This is a genomic window from Mucilaginibacter inviolabilis, assembly GCF_011089895.1.
Classification (GTDB): Bacteria; Bacteroidota; Bacteroidia; order Sphingobacteriales; family Sphingobacteriaceae; genus Mucilaginibacter; species Mucilaginibacter inviolabilis.
The window spans coordinates 175,722-193,251 of the sequence record NZ_JAANAT010000003.1 but is presented as its reverse complement, the minus strand read 5'-3'; the positions used below and the strand labels follow the sequence as shown (position 1 = coordinate 193,251).

Here is a 17,530-nt window from a genome sequence, read left to right as displayed (position 1 = left end):
CCAATTGCCATCAACCAGGTCGTAATGCGGTATTTCGGCAACACTCCAACTAAGCATGTTGGGTGAGTCGTCGCCTTTCAGGTCAGATACCTGTTCTTAATTCTTGCTTCTTCTCTATGTAATTTGAATGTAATTTCTTAGATTGATTCTAAATAGACTTTTCCCCTCCAATAAGCCGAAAGCATTTCTATCTTTTGGCATATATTAAATACTTTTGCCTAAAATAAATCTATTTCATAATGAGCGAATTTAAACAAACCTTTAACTCATCACTGGGAAAAAAGCTGATCATGGCTTTAACAGGCTTGTTTTTGTGTACTTTTTTAATTGTACACCTTGGGGGCAACCTGCTGTTGTTTAAGGACGATAATGGTTTTGGTTTTAATGTGTATGCAAACTTCCTGACACATTTTCCACCGATTGAGGTAATAGCATGGCTCTTGTACGCGTCGATAGCGGTGCATGCCATATACGCGTTGATCTTAACGGTAAAAAACCGTAAAGCGCGGCCGGTGGGTTACGCCGTAGCGGCAAAATCAGATGCCAGCTGGTCTTCAAAAAACATGGGGCTTCTGGGTTCAATCCTGCTTGTATTTATTGTAATACATATGGGCGATTTCTGGTTCAAGTACAAATACACCCATGAAGTTGCGTTTAAGGAATACCGCACCGACCTGGCTACAGACCAAACTACCGTATCGGACTATACACCGGTATCTGCTGATTTCAACCACTCTGTTTCTACCGAAAACAATGTAGAGATAGTAAGGGTAAAAGATCTGCACGCACGTGTTGCGCATACTTTTAGCAACATTTGGTATGTATTGATCTATGTAATTGCTATGGGTGCGTTATCATTCCACCTGTTGCATGGTTTCCAGAGTGCTTTCCGTACGCTGGGATGGGTACACCGTAAATATACACCTATAGTATATGGTATTGGCGCATGGTTTTTTGCGGTTATAATTCCTATAGGTTTTGCCTTAATGCCATTGTATTATTTTTTCATGCATAAATAAGCCCCCCAGCCCCCTAAAGGGGGAGCTTTGAAAGTTCCCCCTTTAGGGGGTTAGGGGGCTCACTCACTAATATAAATTATACGAGAAATGAGTTTAGATGCTAAAATTCCTCAAGGCCCATTAGCCGAAAAATGGAGCAAGCATAAATTTAACCTGAAGCTGGTTAACCCGGCCAACAAGCGTAAATACGATATTATTATTGTAGGTACCGGTTTGGCAGGTGCATCGGCCGCGGCTTCACTGGCCGAGCTGGGTTATAACGTAAAATCTTTTTGCTTTCAGGATAGTCCACGCCGTGCGCACTCCATTGCTGCACAGGGTGGTATCAACGCGGCAAAAAACTACCAGAACGACGGCGACAGCGTTTACCGCTTATTCTATGATACCATTAAAGGTGGCGATTACCGTGCCCGCGAGGGAAACGTTTACCGCCTGGCCGAGGTATCTGTAAATATTATTGATCAGTGCGTGGCACAGGGTGTTCCTTTTGCCCGCGAATACGGCGGCTTGCTGGATAACCGTTCATTCGGAGGTTCGCAGGTATCGCGTACGTTTTATGCCCGTGGCCAAACAGGACAGCAATTGCTATTGGGTGCGTACTCGGCCTTAAACCGCCAGATACATGCCGGTAAAGTAAAAATGTATACCCGTACCGAAATGCTGGATGTGGTTGTAATTGATGGTCATGCCAAGGGTATTGTTACCCGTAACATGCTTACCGGCGCTATTGAAACCCATGCAGGTCACGCGGTATTATTATGTACAGGCGGTTACAGTAACGTATTCTACCTGTCAACCAATGCTATTGGTTCAAACGTAACCGCTGCCTGGAGAGCCCACAAACGCGGTGCTTTCTTTGGCAATCCATGCTATACCCAAATTCACCCAACCTGTATCCCTGTATCGGGCGATCACCAGTCGAAATTAACGCTGATGTCTGAGTCGCTACGTAACGACGGTAGGGTTTGGGCTCCAAAAACAAAAGAACTTGCCGAGCAATTACGCAAAGGCACATTGAAGGCCGATCAGGTTAAAGAAGACGACCGCGATTACTTCCTGGAACGTAAATATCCTGCTTTCGGTAACCTGGTTCCGCGCGATGTGGCTTCACGTAACGCCAAAGAAATGGTGGAAGACGGCCGTGGTGTGGGTACGTCAGGATTCGCTGTATTCCTTGACTTTGCCGATGCTATTAAACGTTTAGGTGAAGAAACCGTAGCTGCCAAGTATGGTAACTTGTTTGATATGTACATACAGATCACTGACGAGAACCCATACAAACAGCCGATGCGTATTTACCCGGCCGTACACTATACCATGGGCGGCCTTTGGGTTGATTATAATTTAAGTACCAATGTACCGGGGCTTTATGCTTTGGGCGAGTGTAACTTCAGCGATCACGGCGCTAACCGCCTGGGTGCGTCTGCCTTAATGCAGGGCTTATCAGACGGTTACTTTGTAATTCCTTATACCCTTGGTGATTACCTGGCTACTATCGGTCCTAAAAAGGTTGATACCAGCCATCCTGCTTTTGAGCAAACCAAAAAAGAGGTTATTGAGCATGTTAATAAACTACTGGCATTAAAAGGCACCAAAACGGCCGAAGCCTACCACCGCGATCTGGGTCACATTATGTGGGAATATTGCGGCATGGCCCGTACCGAAGAGGGGCTGATAAAAGCTAAAGGACTGATAAAAGCACTAAAGGTAGATTTCTGGAAAAATGCCAAAGTTGTTGGCGAAAACGAAGAAGTAAATGCTTCGCTGGAAAGAGCCGGCCGTGTTGCCGATTTTATTGAACTGGGCGAACTGATGATTGATGATGCTTTAATGCGCCGTGAATCATGTGGTGGTCACTTCCGGGTAGAATCACAAACCGAAAGCGGTGAAGCCAAGCGCGATGACGAGAATTTTGCATTTGTTGCAGCATGGGAGTTTAAAGGTGAAAACCAACCCGAAGAACTGCACAAAGAGCAACTGGTATTTGAATCGGTACATTTATCACAAAGGAATTACGCATAAGATAGTATCAAGTAGTTAGTATCAAGTATCACGACAGCTGCATCTGTTTTAGGATACTTTCCAAAAAGTCATGATACTTGATACTAACTACTTGATACCATATACTATATACTTGATACTAAATCTCAAAAAAGATGAGTAACGGAAATATGAACCTGACGCTTAAAGTATGGCGCCAGAAAAACGCTCAAACAGCGGGCAAATTTGTGACTTACAAGGCCGAAGGTATTTCGCCTGATATGTCATTCCTGGAAATGCTTGACGTGGTTAACGAAGGCCTTACCCTGAAGGGGGATGAGCCCATACACTTTGATCACGATTGCCGCGAAGGTATTTGCGGTATGTGCTCTTTATATATCAACGGTCACCCGCATGGCCCTAAACGCGCCATTACCACCTGTCAGCTGCACATGCGCAGCTTTCATGATGGTGAAACCATTACCATTGAGCCTTGGCGCGCAACAGCGTTTCCTATCGTAAAAGATCTGGCGGTTGATCGTTCGGCGTTCGACCGTATCCAGCAGGCTGGTGGCTATGTATCGGTAAATACTGGTGGTGTACCTGATGGTAATGCGATAGCGATCCCTAAGGTTATTGCTGACGAGGCCTTTAACTCGGCTACCTGCATTGGTTGTGGCGCCTGCGTTGCGGCTTGTAAAAATGCTTCGGCTATGCTTTTTGTATCAGCCAAGGTTACACAGTTAGGTTTGTTGCCGCAAGGTCAGCCAGAGCGTTACCGTCGTGTACAATCTATGGTAGCCCAGATGGATGAAGAAGGTTTTGGTAACTGTACCAACACCGGCGCCTGCGAAGCGGAATGCCCTAAGGAAATTAAGCTGACCAACATCGCAAGGATGAACAACGATTTTTTAAGCGCGAAACTGTTCCGCCAGGAAGAAATTCACGAAGAACAACACGGCGGCGCTTAATTTGCGATAATGAACAATATGTAAAAAGGCTTTGGAGATTTTCCAAAGCCTTTTTCTTTTTTACTTATTATGTCATTGCGAGCGAAGCGCAGCAATCTCCTCACGTTCGCCTTAATAAGAATAGCTAAGAGATTGCTTCGTCGTTCCTCCTCGCAATGACATATTGTTTTTTGATGAGTGTCATTCAAGTAGATCCGCTCTACAACAACCCCAACCTTTCCAATTCCTTTTCCAATTCCCCGGCCGAAGTAAAGTGGATACTTTTAATACCTATCTTTTCGGCGGCTAATATATTGCGGTAATTGTCGTCAATGAATAAAGCTGCCTGCGGGTCAACCTGATAACGATCAAGCAGAATCTGATAAAATTCCGGCGCGGGTTTGCGCACTTTTTCTGTTCCTGATACCACAATGCCATCAAACCAGCCCAGAAAATCGTAACGTTCCAATGCTATAGGAAAAGTTTCGGCCGACCAATTGGTGAGCGCGTATATTTTGTATTTGCCGCTTGTTTTTAGCCTCCTGAACAGCTCAACTGTATCATGAAAGGCTTCGCCCAGCATTTCTTCCCAACGTCCGTAAAACGCACGGATAAGGTCCTCATGTTGCGGATGTTGAGCTACCAGCAAATCGGTGCCTTCCTGTAAAGAGCGACCGGCATCCTGCTCTTCGTTCCAATCGGAGGTACAAACCGTGGCCAGGAAATTTTTCATCTCCTGTTCATCGGTAAATAGCGTACGGTACATGTAGTGCGGGTTCCAGTCGATCAACACTGCACCCAAATCAAATATGATGGTATCGATCATTTCTTTTTATCAGCATGTTCGTAAACTTTAACATCGGTAACTACCGAATCTTTGAGGGAAAGGATTAGTTTTTTAACATAGGTAGTCTTCCCCTTTTTGCTTATCTCATCAATATCATACACCATTTCGGTGGTATTGCTCAGCTGCGGGCGGTGCAGCAGATGAATCACTTCCTGGTATTTTAACCCTTTAAGTTTATAGTTTTTCAGCAGGTCGTCAAGCATGTTATCCCTGTTGGGAAATTCCAACCCATCGCCATAATCCCAATTTTCACGATCGAATTTTATATTGCGTTTACAAGCTGCAAAAAACAGGGCGGTTATACAGAATAGTAAGATTGCTTTTTTATTGATATTCATTGATCAAATATAGCAACAGAAGCTCTTCAATAACAACTTTGTCATTCTGAGGAACGAAGAATCTACTAACAAACTATGCAAATCACCTAATAGATGCTTCACTTCGTTCAGCATGACAAAGTGGTTTGACAGAGTATTCACTCAGCGCCTAACAAATACGCTTTAAAATCCACGAAATCCTTACTCAACGGCACGGCCAGTTTTGTTTTGGATTGCAGCTCTTTCACCTGACCTGGTATCTCGATTTTTGCTGTTATGGCTTCGCTGAAAACATCCGGGAACTTGCAGGGGTGTGCCGTTGATAAGAAAACACCGGCAGTATCCACACTGGCATGATCATGCTGATAATCGGTCAATGCCTGCCAGGCAATCGCGGTGTGTGGGCAAACCACATAGCCATAGGTATCAAATACCCAGTTAATCGCCTTAACAGTTTCCTCGTCGTTATATTTAAAGCCTACAACCAGTTTTTTCAGGGCATCAGTATCATTTTTAAACAAATCAGCTATGCGTACCCAATTGCTTGGGTTGCCCACATCCATCGCGTTGGATAGGGTAGCCACCGATGGCTTGGGTTGATATACCCCGGTTTTTAAAAATTCCGGCACGGTATCATTAACATTAGTGGCTGCAATGAATTTCTCCACCGGCAAACCCATTTTCCAGGCCAGCAAACCGGCACCGATATTACCAAAGTTTCCGCTAGGTACCGAGAATATCACTTTTTTAACACCTTGCCTCAATAATTGTGCATAAGCATTAAAGTAGTAAAAAGTTTGGGGCACCAGGCGCGCGATATTGATGGAATTGGCCGATGTTAAACGAAATTTTTCATTCAACTCAGCATCAGTAAATGCCTGTTTCACCAGGGCCTGGCAGTCATCAAACGTACCGTCAACCTCCAACGCGCGGATGTTCTGGCCGTTGGTGGTTAATTGCTGCTCCTGTACACCGCTTACTTTGCCCTGTGGGTATAATATAGTTACCCGGGTATTGGGCACACCCAGGAAGCCTAGTGCTACAGCACCGCCGGTATCGCCGCTGGTAGCCACCAGTACATCCAGTTGTTTTTCGCCTTCCTCTAAAAAGTAGCTCATTACGCGGCTCATGAAACGCGCACCAAAATCTTTAAACGCCAATGACGGGCCATGGAAAAGCTCCAGCACATGAACGTTATCATCCAGCTTTACCACAGGGGCCGGGAAGTTGATGGCATCATCGATCAGGGCTTTCAGATCAGCTTCGGGTATAGAGTCACCTAAAAGATTCTTTGCTACTTCAAACGCAATCTCGGGCAAAGTGTATTTATCCAGGTTATTGATAAAATCATCGCTCAAACGCGGAATGCTGTAAGGCATATACAAACCTTTATCCTGCGGCATGCTGTTAAAAACCGCGTCTTTGAACGATACTTCTGATAAGGTGTTATTGGTACTGTAGAGTTTCATTTTTTGATTTCGGAATTCGGATGTTCGATTTCGGATTTATTTAATTTTTTAATTTGTCATGCTGAACTTATCGAAGCATGGTGGGCAGGCCTCTGCGCACGCCCTTCGACAAGCTCAGGGTGACACCCTTTTTTGACTTTTGAATTTTTACTTTTGACTTAAACCTCAAAATCTCGCTATTACCTTCGGGCCTGCGTCATTAATGGTAGACACATAAGTGTTCGAGCCAATTTTTAAACCGGTTAAATGCTGCTGCAGTTTTTGGGTAATGAGCGTGGCGGTTTCCTCGTCTTTAGTGAATGCAAAAACCGACGGACCAGAGCCGGAGATGCCGAAGCTTACCGCTCCCATACCCATGGCTATTTCGCGCATTTTATAAAAATCGGGTATCAGCATGGAACGTACCGGCTCCACCAGCACATCTTTCATACTGCGGCCTATCAGGTCAATATCCTGCATAAATAAACCGCTTACCAGGCCTGCAATGTTGCCCCATTGGGTCACCGCGTCCTTCATCTGTATATTTTTGCGGATAATCTGGCGGGCTTCACGGGTAGGCACATCCACATCAGGAAATACGATGGCGCAGTAAAGATCTTTCGGATGTGGTAGTCTCACCACATCCAGCGGTTCATAGCTGCGGATGAGTACAAAGCCACCAAACAGGGCAGGAGCCACGTTATCCGCATGACCCTGACCACAAGCCATTTCTTCACCTTTCATAGCGAAGGGCAGCAGGTTTATCGGATCAGATTCATCGCCCAGCAGTGTTTTAATGGCAAATAAACCCGCAACCGTACTGGCCGAACTGGAGCCCAGTCCGCTGCCTATCGGCATTTTTTTGTGTAGCTCGATATCTAAACCCACATCGGTACGACCGACACTTTGTAAATAATGCTGCACGCTTACACTCACCGTATTTTTGGCCGGATCAAGCGGCAGGCGACCATCATCGCCGGTAATTTTGCTAATGGTGATACCTGGTTTGTCAGTCATCCGCATGATCACCTCGTCGCCGGGCTCATTAACGGCAAAGCCCAGTACATCAAATCCGCAAACCACGTTGGCTACAGTTGCCGGAGCAAAAACGTGAATGCCCCCCCCGCCCCCTGAAGGGGGTGCTACTTGCGAGGGGGCTTTTAATTCTTCTATTTTATTTTCCATTTTAATATTATCAAACTATACTATAGTTCCCCCTTCAGGGGGTTAGGGGGGTTAGGCTACTCCCAAATTTATTAAATCAGCAAATACACCGGCTGCGGTTACTTCGGCACCTGCACCGGGGCCTTTTACTACCAGCGGCCGTTCCTTGTATCTATCCGTAGTAAACGATATGATATTGTCACTGCCCGACAGCATATAGAACGGGTGGTTTTCATCAACCATTTGCAGGGTGATGGTTACTTTGCCATCTTCCAGCTTGCCTATATAACGAAGAACTTTACCATCTTTTGCCGCCTCATCTTTCAGTTTGGCAAAATGAGCATCCTCTGTTTTTAACGTGGCGTAAAAATCTTCTACGCTTTTGGCTTCCAGGCTGGCTTTAGGCAGTACGCTTTCAATTTCTACATCGGCTTCTTCCATAGCATAACCGGCATCGCGCGCCAGGATCAGCATTTTGCGCATAAAATCCTTGCCACTCAAATCATCCCGTGGATCAGGTTCGGTATAGCCTTTTTCCTGCGCTTCTTTTACCACATCATGGAAATTGGCATCGCCCTTAAAATTATTAAAGATGAAAGAGATAGTACCCGAAAGGATAGCCTCAATGCGTTGTACCCTGTCGCCGCTGTTCATCAGGTTTTTCAACGTGTTGATGATCGGCAAACCAGCCCCCACGTTGGTCTCGTAAAAGAAATCAACCCCATGGTAGCGTGCGGTGTCTTTAAATGTTTTGTACTGCTGATAGCTGCCGGAGTTACCTATTTTATTACAGGTGATTACCGAGATATTGGCTTTAAAAACCTGCTCATAAAAACCTATCGGCACGGGGCTGGCGGTATTATCAATAAATACGCAGTTAGGCAGGTTCATTTCTTTCATTTTACTGATGAAAGCCTGCAGATCGGCTTCATAAGGCGAAGCTTGCAGATCATCCTGCCAGGTATCCAGCGATATGCCATCACTGTTAAAAGTCATTTTACGGGTATTGCTGATGCCCGCTATTTTTACCTGTATGCCGTTATTATCTTTCAGGTATTGGCTGTGGGCATTCAATTGGTTAAACAGGGTTTTACCGATGTTGCCGGTACCCAGGCAAAAGGCATGCAGCGTTTTGGTGAGCTGCACAAAAAAGGCATCATGAACCGCATTTAAGGCTTTAGACAGATCATTAGCCGAGATAATCACCGAGATATTATACTCCGACGAACCCTGCGCAATGGCTCTTACGTTAACCCCGTTACGGCCCAGCGCATGGAACAATTTGCCCGACATGCCCGGGGTTTGTTTCATGTTTTCGCCCACAATAGCCAATATGGCCAGGTTCTTTTCAATTACCAGGTGCTCCAGCTTTTTGGCCGCCAGCTCCAGTTCAAATTCCTGCTCTATTACCTGTTTGGCGCGTTCGGTATCCTGTGGCTGTACCGCGAAGGTGATACTGTGTTCTGATGACGACTGGGTGATGAGGATCACGTTGATCTGTTCACGGGCTAACAGCGAGAACAAACGGCCGCTAAAGCCCGATTTACCCACCATGCCGCTGCCTTCCAGGTTAAGGATGCTGATATTATTGATAGAGGAAATACCTTTGATAGGCAGGCTTGATGCTTTACAATCATGACGGATCACGGTGCCTTCAAACTCGGGTTCAAAAGTATTTTTGATCACGATAGGGATCTTTTTCAGGAAAGCCGGGATCATGGTTGGCGGATAGATCACCTTGGCGCCGAAGTAGGAAAGTTCCATAGCCTCGGTATAGGTAAGTTCAGTTAAGGAGAACGCTTTCTTCACCATCCTTGGGTCAGCGGTCATCATCCCGTTAACGTCTGTCCATATCTGTATTTCCTTAGCATTAAGCGCCGCGCCGAATATAGCCGCGGTATAATCGCTGCCACCACGGCCCAGGGTAGTAGTTTGCCCGGCATCGTTGCCTGCAATAAAACCGGTTACAATGAGCATTTTATCTTTATTGGCCTCGTACAGGTTACGGATCAGCAATTCAGATAGTTCGGTATTCACTTTGGCATTACCAAAGGAACTGTCGGTTTTGATCACCTCGGCAGCATCAACAAAAAGCACATCTTTAAAATGCTGGGCGGCTATTTTACTTACCATGAGGGTTGAGCAGCGTTCGCCAAAGCTCAGGATCTGGTCGCGGGTTTTAGGAGTAAGCTCACGCAGTGTCAATACCCCTTGCAACAGCTCTTCCAACTGGTTAAAATGAATTTTTAAACGGGTAAAAGCCGGGTTTTGGTTTTGCACATCCAACAGGCTTTTCACCACGTCAAAGTGGCGTTTCTCCAGGTCGGCCAGTGCCGCCGTAAATTCCTTGCCGTTGGCGGCATCCTCTGCCATAGAGGCCAGCAGGTTGGTTACCCCGCCCATGGCCGATAGTACGATTACCGGTTTTTCCTGGGTTTTAAACTCACCGGCCAGGATGTTTAAAAGAGTTTGGATACTTGCTATTGATCCTACGGATGTACCGCCAAATTTTAGAACTTTCATTTATGGTTTAGTGTCAATAATATTTAAACAAAAAAGCCTTCCTCTTTGCGGAGGAAGGCTTTCATTTGGTTTCTTTTTTTATGTTTTTACACCATACGATTATCTTCCTCCGAGGTTTATGCCGGTGGTAATAATAATGGTAATAATGGTGTTGTTAAGTGTCATATATAATGTCCGTAAAGTAAGTAGATTAATCTTTAAATAGCAAGGATTATTTTATTTTTTATGAAAAAGCGAATAAAAAGACTGATTTGTATCATATAATTGCCTGAATGATAAAAAAACGGACACGAATTGCCGGCTTTTGCTACATTTTTTGAGCATTATACCCTAAAATAAAGCGATGGCAAATTAATTGTTACTTTTGAGGCTAATATTATGCAGGGATTAATCACCAAATCAACCGGAAGCTGGTACCAGGTACAAACACCCGATGGCCAACGTATAGACTGCCGCATTAAGGGTAAATTCAGGATGAAGGGCATTACTACCACCAACCCGGTAGCTGTTGGTGATGTGGTTGATTTTGAAATGGAACCCGACAGCGAAAATGGTGTGATTACCAACCTGCATCAGCGTAAAAATTATATTATCCGTAAAGCCATCAACCTGAGCAAACAGGCGCAGATCATCGCGGCCAATCTTGATCAGGCCCTGCTGGTGGTTACCCTGGCATCGCCCCGAACCTCATTGGGCTTTATCGACCGTTTTCTGGTAACCGCCGAAGCTTATGATATACCGGCACGATTGATATTTAACAAACTCGACCTGTTTAGTGATGAGGGCCTGGAGATACTGGCCGATTATAAATCGATATATGAAAACATCGGTTACCCCTGCTTCGAGGTATCTGCACTGGAGGGCACCAATATCGACCAGGTACAGGAATTACTGAAAGATAAGGTAACGTTGTTCTCGGGCCACTCAGGGGTAGGCAAATCCAGCCTGATCAATAGCCTGCTGCCTAGTCTCGATCTGCGTACGCACATGGTATCTGAGTGGAGCGACAAAGGCATGCACACCACTACCTTTGCCGAAATGTTTGAGCTGCCACAAGGTGGCTTTATCATCGATACTCCAGGTATCCGCGAATTGGGCGTTATCGACATTGAAAAGCAGGAGCTGAGCCACTTTTTCCCCGAGATGCGTGAGCGGATGAACCAATGCCGCTTTAACAATTGCCGCCACATTAACGAGCCCGGCTGCGCCGTACTGGAAGCCCTGGAAAACGGCGAGATCGAACTATCCCGCTATGAAAGCTACCTGAGTATTTACCATGGTAATGATACCCGGGCTTGATTTAGAATCAAGAAATAAGAGTCAGGAATTAAGACAAAAGAAAAGTTTGTCATCCTGAACGGAGTGAAGGATCTATTATCGAGCGATGCAAAATAGATGCTTTACTCCGTTCAGGATGACAATACTCTTTTATTTTCTTCCTGCCTGTAAAAAATCCCGCAGATAGCTGCAATCATTTACTGCCAATTTATAATAGGCTGTTTTGCCATAGCTTTTTTGTAATTCGGCAAAGTAAGGATTACGGCGCACAGCTTTATCATAAAGCTTTTCGGCATCCTGGAGCTTAGTATAGTTGTAATCCGGAAAATCTGAGTAAGAGGGCAGCTTAATCTGTTTTTGACGGCACTTGGCGGCCATAAAGGTACATTTGGCCTTAAACTCGGCGCTGGAGCTTAATTGCCTGGCCTGTAAAAATAGCTTTTCGGCATTGCTGGTTCTTATATAATCGGTGTCGTAATAGTATATGGATTTGCGGCCATAATCTGTAGATGACCAGTTATAGCTGATTAGGTACCAGGCGTTGCCATAGGTGGAGGTATTGTATACGGCTGTAGCCATGGCAAAGTAATAAGCCGAAGCATTTTTAGGGTCGGCTTTGATTTGCTTCTGAAACCCAGCCATTGCTTGTGCAAACTGTCGTTTATTATACCCTTTTCCGTTTTTATTCAACATCAATTTAGGATAATCAGGCATCTGGTTAATAAACGGATCGGCACCGGTTGCTTTTTCGTCATAAAAATTAGTTGGGAATTTGTTCAATGCCTTTTCACTAACCTGGCTTAAAGCAGCTGCTGCTTCGGGATATTTATGCTCGCGCAGATAGGCAGTGCCCAATAGTTCGTACAAGTCATCACTCTTATACGTAACCAGTTTTTTTGCCAGGAAATTAAGGTAGGGGGTAGCCTGCGCGCTTTTTTTCCAGCCTACAATTTTGTTGATGGCTGATGAATGCAGGTAGTTTTGCCAAAAATTGATGGTTTGATAACTAGGCTCTGTAACTTTCTTCACGGTAGCATCGCCCTGCAGCATCACCAAGGCGGCCTTGCTGGTATCATGCTGTTTGAGATATGCCGGCGCCATAATGTCCTGATAAAAATTACGGGCTGTGGCAGCAAAAGGATATTGACCGTAAAAACCCCAATCCTGACTGGAGGTTGTTGTCTTAACCTCATGGGCAACCTTTTCATTAAGCCACTTAAGCGATGGCAATAGGGTAGCCTCGTTCACATCGTTATATTGCTGTATGCCTTGTGCAAGAAGCAATAGCTGGATGATCTGTTTTTGATCATTAAATTTCTCGCTCAGTTTTTCACCTTTAAGCTCGTCCATATAAGCCTGACCGCCTTTAGTATCTTTTTGCATCCAAGCCATATAGGCCTGTGCCAGTTTACCCAGGCCATATTCCGGATATTTTTTTTCTGAAGATAGCTGCTCACAAAACGCGCTAAGTTGTTTCATGTGGTTTTGAGCGCGTAATTTAGAGCTATCGGCCAGTCTGCTATAGTAAGCGTTTGCCAGGACAGAATTCCCTGCCGTTGTTGTTGGGGTAAGATAGTACTCTTCCAGCTTATTGATCTCGCGCACCAGCAAAACCCCAACCATATCGGATGTTGGCTCATACTGATAAACCTCTTTCAGGGAGCGGCCATCCAACTCAGAATTACTGAAACCATCAATAGCCATGATCACCGCCTTTTCGCTTTTATTAGCGGCCAGTGTCAAAACCTGTGAAGCTTTCACGTTGATATAGTTATAGTTGCGATAGGCCTGTATGCGCCTTTCGGGATACTGCGCAAATACTTTTGAAAACAAATAAGCGGCTTGTACCGTGTCTTTAAGCCTGCGCTTCTCGCCTGCATTTAATGCTAACGCCCAGCCCTTTACATGACTATCGGTTTTGTAGTTAACCAGGTATTTATCATACACATTAGCGGCCTGTTCATAGTTTTTACCATAGTGCAGCAGGCGTTGGGCCTGGTATAAATAGCGTAGCTTAATAAATTTATCATTTTCACTATTGGCATTTTTTAAAGCTTCATCACCGGCACTCTTCAAACCATCAGTATCCATTTCTTTTGGATCCCAGTACTCAAACTTCACGTTAGCGATAGCCTCAACGCTTTTGGCAAACCGATAATATTTAAGCGCGCTTTTGTTTGAGGGGAGTGCCTGCAAAAAAGTGTTATTCTTTAAACTATCGGGCAGGCTACCTTTTCCCGCTAAATATCCTTCATACAAGGCGGTATCGGCGCTGCCTTTTAACCGGTACATGACTTTTTGTACATCTGCGGTCTTTACACCTGTGCCTAAATACGCCGCCCATTCACGCGAGTTGATCTCGGCTTCGCTTACCCTTTCATCGTCGTCATACAAAAATTTGTAGCTGGTAAAATAAAAGGGTTCGTACTCCTGCGTACGCTGCAGGTTATTATGAAAAAACGAGATATAATAATCGTACGGATCAACCTCGCCCCCACAGGCGATATCGATAGCAATTTCAACAAAAAAGAAAATGATTAAACTAACGGAACAAATGAGCAGTTTTTTCAAGGTTGTCATAGGTATAGGCTTTTATAGTAGCTTCATCAAGGTGAAAATAAATAACGTTTACCGTATCTGCTTTAATAAGCGGTGATAAATAGGTAGCTGTGGCCTGCAAATTACCGGCCGATACATTTTCCCAGCGTACCTCGTCATTTGTTTTTAAACCATAATCGGGCAAATTGGTTTTAGCCCGGTAAATGTTATTTTTTATAGCAACAAATTGATTTTTATTATTCAGATCATCCAGCGAAATCCTTTTGGCTATACCGATGTATTCTTTACTGCGGAAAGCCACCGCCCAGCTAAACAGCGGCAAGCCAATATCAATGGGCATAGGGTAGGTCGTCACATTATTACCCAGGTATTTTTTCAGTTCGCTTATTTCCAGGATGGAGTTTTGCTCCCCATATTTGCGCAGATTACCCATGTTATAGCACATCAGCATGGCCCGGTTTACCGGCGGTATGCCGCTGCCTTTTTGATTTTTGAGCTGATGCAGCCTTAGTGTTGCCGAAATGGTTTTCCCTTTTAGTTCTTTTACTTGGCGCAATTGCGTCAACAGATAAAAATAATTTTCGCGGGTTGATGCTGTCCAGTCGCAATCAATTTGTAATTCCGTGAATGAGGTTTTGCCGGCTTGCTCCACTTTGCCGTTTACAAAACGAACGATATTGCCCGCCAGGGCATTAAGCTGTGAACGGGTTGTAACTTTCAGGATGTTATTAACGATGAATACTACCGGAACCATCTCAACCGTATCCGGAAGCTTGGCCTGAAATGATATAGGTGATACCGGAACGGGAGTACTTCCGCTCTCGTCCATATCCACATCCATGATACGCATATATAACTTATGCGAATGCAGGTTTTTCAAATAGTCCGATTCGGTCTTGTTAGCTTTATAAACCGTTTTCCAAAAATAAAAAGAGGTGTTGGTGACACGGTCATGCCGGCGGCAAGAGAAAGAGAGGCAAGAGATAAGAGTCAAGACTGTAAAAAGAAAAAGGAATATGTTTTTTTGAAACCATTTCATCCTGATATTCTGTCTTGATTCCTGACTCTTATATCTTGATTCTACGCTATCCCAGGGCTTCTTTAAAATCGGCCATCAGGTCTTCCAGATCTTCGATACCTACCGACAGGCGGATCATGGTTTCCGGGATACCCATTTCGGCACGTTTATCGGCACCAAGTTCAAAAAATATAGTTTGAGCAACCGGGATAGCCAATGTACGGGTATCGCCCAGGTTACTTGATTTTACAACCAGTTTCAGCTTATTTAAAAAAGCCAGGCAATCAATGCGTTCATCCAGCTCGATGCTCATTAAACCGCCAAATTTTTTGAACAGTTTACCAGCACGTTCATGTTGTTTATGGCTTTTGATACCCGGATAAAAAACGTTCTTGATCATCGGGTGACTTTCAAAATACTGAGCCAGTGCAAAGGCGTTGTTACAGGCACGCTCTAAACGCAAAGCCAGCGTTTCGGCACCAACAGCAATGGTATGCGCAGCCTCTGGTGATAACGTACCACCAGCATCTCTCAATCCTTTTTTACGGATCTGGGTAAGACCCAATGTTTCGGGCTTTACCTGTTTTTTAAACGTTTCAAAAATATTAGGATAATTGCTCCAGTTAAACAAGCCAGTATCGGTAACACAGCCGCCCAAGGCATCGCCATGGCCACCAATGTATTTTGTTAAGGAGTTTACCACCAAACTTGCTTTAACGTCAATAGGGTTAAATAAATAAGGCGAGGTCATGGTGTTATCCACCACATATATGATCCCTTTTTGAGTGCAATATTCACCGATACCTTCCAAATCGGCCACTTGTGTAGCCGGATTGGCAATGGTTTCCACAAACACCATTTTGGTGTTGGCTTTAACTTCATTACGTACATTTTCAACATCGGTAGCATCAACAAAAGTAATATCCAAACCCATATCAATATAGGTTTGAAATATGCTGCGGCTATTACCAAACAGGAATGAGCTGGCCACAATATGGTCGCCATGTTTAATAAGAGCCATTACCGTTGCCGAAATTGCCGCCATACCGGTTGAGAAAGCGATAGACGATAATCCTTTTTCCATATTGGTTACCTTATGCTCCAAAGCAGTAACCGTAGGGTTGCCCTGGCGCGAATAAGCGTATCCTTTTTTCTTGTTCTGGAAAATATCAACCAGGTCCTGCACATCCTCATGCCCATAAGTTACCGAAGTATGGATGGGTTTGTGTAATGAGCCATGCTCTGGTTTACCTAAGCGGTCGGCATGTAAAATGGTAGTGGTAAAGCCTCTTTTTGTTGTCATGATGTACCTATTAATTAAAAAACATAATAGCGGTTGCGAACTTAATGAAATAGGCACAAATTTCACTAATTGATAGGCACGAATTACACTAATGTGTTCTAATATTCAAAAATTGAGGTTTTATTCGTGAAATTCGCCAATATTCGTGCTAATTAGTATTTATTATTTATGAGAGCTGTTTTACAACGCGTTACTGAGGCCAGCTGCAAAGTTGAAGGTGAAATAACAGGCGAAATTAAGCTGGGTTTCCTGGTTTTATTGGGTATTGAGGAGGCCGATACCGAGGATGATTTAAACTGGCTGGCCAACAAAATTACGGGTATGCGTGTTTTTGGCGATGAAAATGGATTGATGAATAAAGCACTGGCTGATGTTGACGGGGATATCCTGTTGATCTCCCAGTTCACCCTGTTTGCGCAGACTAAAAAAGGTAATCGCCCTTCATTTATCAAGGCTGCCAGGCCCGATAAAGCGATACCGATGTATGAGCAAATGATTAAAACACTGGAATTACTAACCGGTAAAAAGATAGCTACGGGCATTTTTGGAGCAGATATGAAAATCAGCCTGGTGAATGATGGGCCGGTGACTGTGATCATGAACACGAAAGACAAAGATGCCCACTAATTACACGGATTGAATCGAATTTCACTAATTTTTTCATTCGTGTAATTCAATCAAATTGGTGAAATTAGTGCCAATCATGGCTGAGTTGTTATTTAAGGAAGAGTCCTACAAAATTATTGGTGCCTGCTTTGAGGTGCATAAGATACTGGGACATGGATTTAAAGAAGCCGTTTATAAAGATGCCCTGGAATTTGAGTTTATCAGATCAGGAATTCCTTTCGTCAGGGAAAAGCCTTACACCATCATTTATAAAGAACAAAAGCTCAAACATTTCTTCGTTGCCGATTTTGTTGTGTACGACAATATCATTCTCGAAATAAAGATCAGCAATCACATTGGTGAACCACACATTAAACAAACGCTAAACTACCTGAAAGCCTCAGGCCTCCGGTTAGGAATCGTTATTAATTTCGGTGCTCCGTCGTTAAATTATCAAAGAGTAATATTCTAATAATTAGACTGCCTACCAGTCAATTCGTGTAATTCGACAAAATTCA

14 protein-coding genes are annotated in these 17,530 nt (G+C 44.2%); 6 read left to right on the top strand and 8 right to left on the bottom strand.

Going from position 1 to position 17,530, the window contains the following annotated elements; translation table 11 throughout:
* Nucleotides 1-239 precede the first annotated feature (239 nt).
* The 3 genes from G7092_RS20865 (at nucleotide 240) to G7092_RS20855 (ending at nucleotide 3,970) form a co-directional block, all read left to right on the top strand.
* The gene (locus G7092_RS20865) at nucleotides 240-1,019 is read left to right on the top strand and encodes a succinate dehydrogenase cytochrome b subunit (protein WP_166092068.1); all 780 of its coding nucleotides are present in this window, start codon (nucleotides 240-242) and stop codon (nucleotides 1,017-1,019) included.
* A gap of 87 nt (nucleotides 1,020-1,106) precedes the next feature.
* On the top strand, nucleotides 1,107-3,041 hold the full coding sequence (locus tag G7092_RS20860; RefSeq protein ID WP_166092066.1) for a fumarate reductase/succinate dehydrogenase flavoprotein subunit: 1,935 nt from the start codon (nucleotides 1,107-1,109) through the stop codon (nucleotides 3,039-3,041).
* Nucleotides 3,042-3,175: 134 nt separating this feature from the next.
* Nucleotides 3,176-3,970, top strand: coding sequence for a succinate dehydrogenase/fumarate reductase iron-sulfur subunit (locus G7092_RS20855; protein WP_166092064.1), 795 nt, complete (start codon nucleotides 3,176-3,178; stop codon nucleotides 3,968-3,970).
* Nucleotides 3,971-4,169: 199 nt separating this feature from the next.
* Here G7092_RS20855 and G7092_RS20850 read toward each other — a convergent pair whose 3' ends face one another.
* From G7092_RS20850 to thrA, 5 genes are all read right to left on the bottom strand, one after another.
* Entirely contained in the window at nucleotides 4,170-4,775 is a 606-nt protein-coding gene (locus G7092_RS20850; RefSeq protein WP_166092061.1) for an HAD family hydrolase, read from the bottom strand.
* Complete coding sequence (locus G7092_RS20845; RefSeq protein ID WP_166092059.1) at nucleotides 4,772-5,134, bottom strand: hypothetical protein; 363 nt, start codon at nucleotides 5,132-5,134, stop codon at nucleotides 4,772-4,774. Before G7092_RS20845 ends, G7092_RS20850 begins: the two co-directional genes overlap by 4 nt.
* Before the next feature lie 137 nt (nucleotides 5,135-5,271).
* The gene (gene thrC / locus G7092_RS20840; RefSeq protein ID WP_166092057.1) at nucleotides 5,272-6,582 is read right to left on the bottom strand and encodes a threonine synthase; all 1,311 of its coding nucleotides are present in this window, start codon (nucleotides 6,580-6,582) and stop codon (nucleotides 5,272-5,274) included.
* A 165-nt stretch (nucleotides 6,583-6,747) separates the two neighbouring features.
* Complete coding sequence (locus tag G7092_RS20835) at nucleotides 6,748-7,746, bottom strand: homoserine kinase (protein WP_166092055.1); 999 nt, start codon at nucleotides 7,744-7,746, stop codon at nucleotides 6,748-6,750.
* A 51-nt stretch (nucleotides 7,747-7,797) separates the two neighbouring features.
* The gene (thrA, locus tag G7092_RS20830; protein WP_166092053.1) at nucleotides 7,798-10,248 is read right to left on the bottom strand and encodes a bifunctional aspartate kinase/homoserine dehydrogenase I; all 2,451 of its coding nucleotides are present in this window, start codon (nucleotides 10,246-10,248) and stop codon (nucleotides 7,798-7,800) included.
* A gap of 378 nt (nucleotides 10,249-10,626) precedes the next feature.
* On the opposite strand from thrA, the gene rsgA reads away from it, so the two are divergent.
* On the top strand, nucleotides 10,627-11,547 hold the full coding sequence (gene rsgA, locus G7092_RS20825; protein ID WP_166092051.1) for a ribosome small subunit-dependent GTPase A: 921 nt from the start codon (nucleotides 10,627-10,629) through the stop codon (nucleotides 11,545-11,547).
* A gap of 129 nt (nucleotides 11,548-11,676) precedes the next feature.
* Here rsgA and G7092_RS20820 read toward each other — a convergent pair whose 3' ends face one another.
* The 3 genes from G7092_RS20820 to G7092_RS20810 form a co-directional block, all read right to left on the bottom strand.
* Nucleotides 11,677-14,106, bottom strand: a complete 2,430-nt coding sequence (locus tag G7092_RS20820) for a hypothetical protein (protein ID WP_166092048.1) — start codon at nucleotides 14,104-14,106, stop codon at nucleotides 11,677-11,679.
* On the bottom strand, nucleotides 14,069-15,079 hold the full coding sequence (locus G7092_RS20815; protein WP_166092046.1) for a hypothetical protein: 1,011 nt from the start codon (nucleotides 15,077-15,079) through the stop codon (nucleotides 14,069-14,071). The genes G7092_RS20820 and G7092_RS20815 overlap by 38 nt, the downstream gene beginning before the upstream one ends.
* A gap of 91 nt (nucleotides 15,080-15,170) precedes the next feature.
* Nucleotides 15,171-16,406, bottom strand: a complete 1,236-nt coding sequence (locus tag G7092_RS20810; protein ID WP_166092044.1) for a cystathionine gamma-synthase family protein — start codon at nucleotides 16,404-16,406, stop codon at nucleotides 15,171-15,173.
* A 168-nt stretch (nucleotides 16,407-16,574) separates the two neighbouring features.
* On the opposite strand from G7092_RS20810, the gene dtd reads away from it, so the two are divergent.
* Nucleotides 16,575-17,033 carry a D-aminoacyl-tRNA deacylase gene (dtd, locus tag G7092_RS20805; protein ID WP_166092042.1) on the top strand — a complete coding sequence of 153 codons (459 nt, stop codon included), beginning with the start codon at nucleotides 16,575-16,577 and terminating at the stop codon, nucleotides 17,031-17,033.
* A 76-nt stretch (nucleotides 17,034-17,109) separates the two neighbouring features.
* On the top strand, nucleotides 17,110-17,484 hold the full coding sequence (locus tag G7092_RS20800) for a GxxExxY protein (RefSeq protein ID WP_166092040.1): 375 nt from the start codon (nucleotides 17,110-17,112) through the stop codon (nucleotides 17,482-17,484).
* The last annotated feature ends 46 nt before the right edge of the window (nucleotides 17,485-17,530 follow it).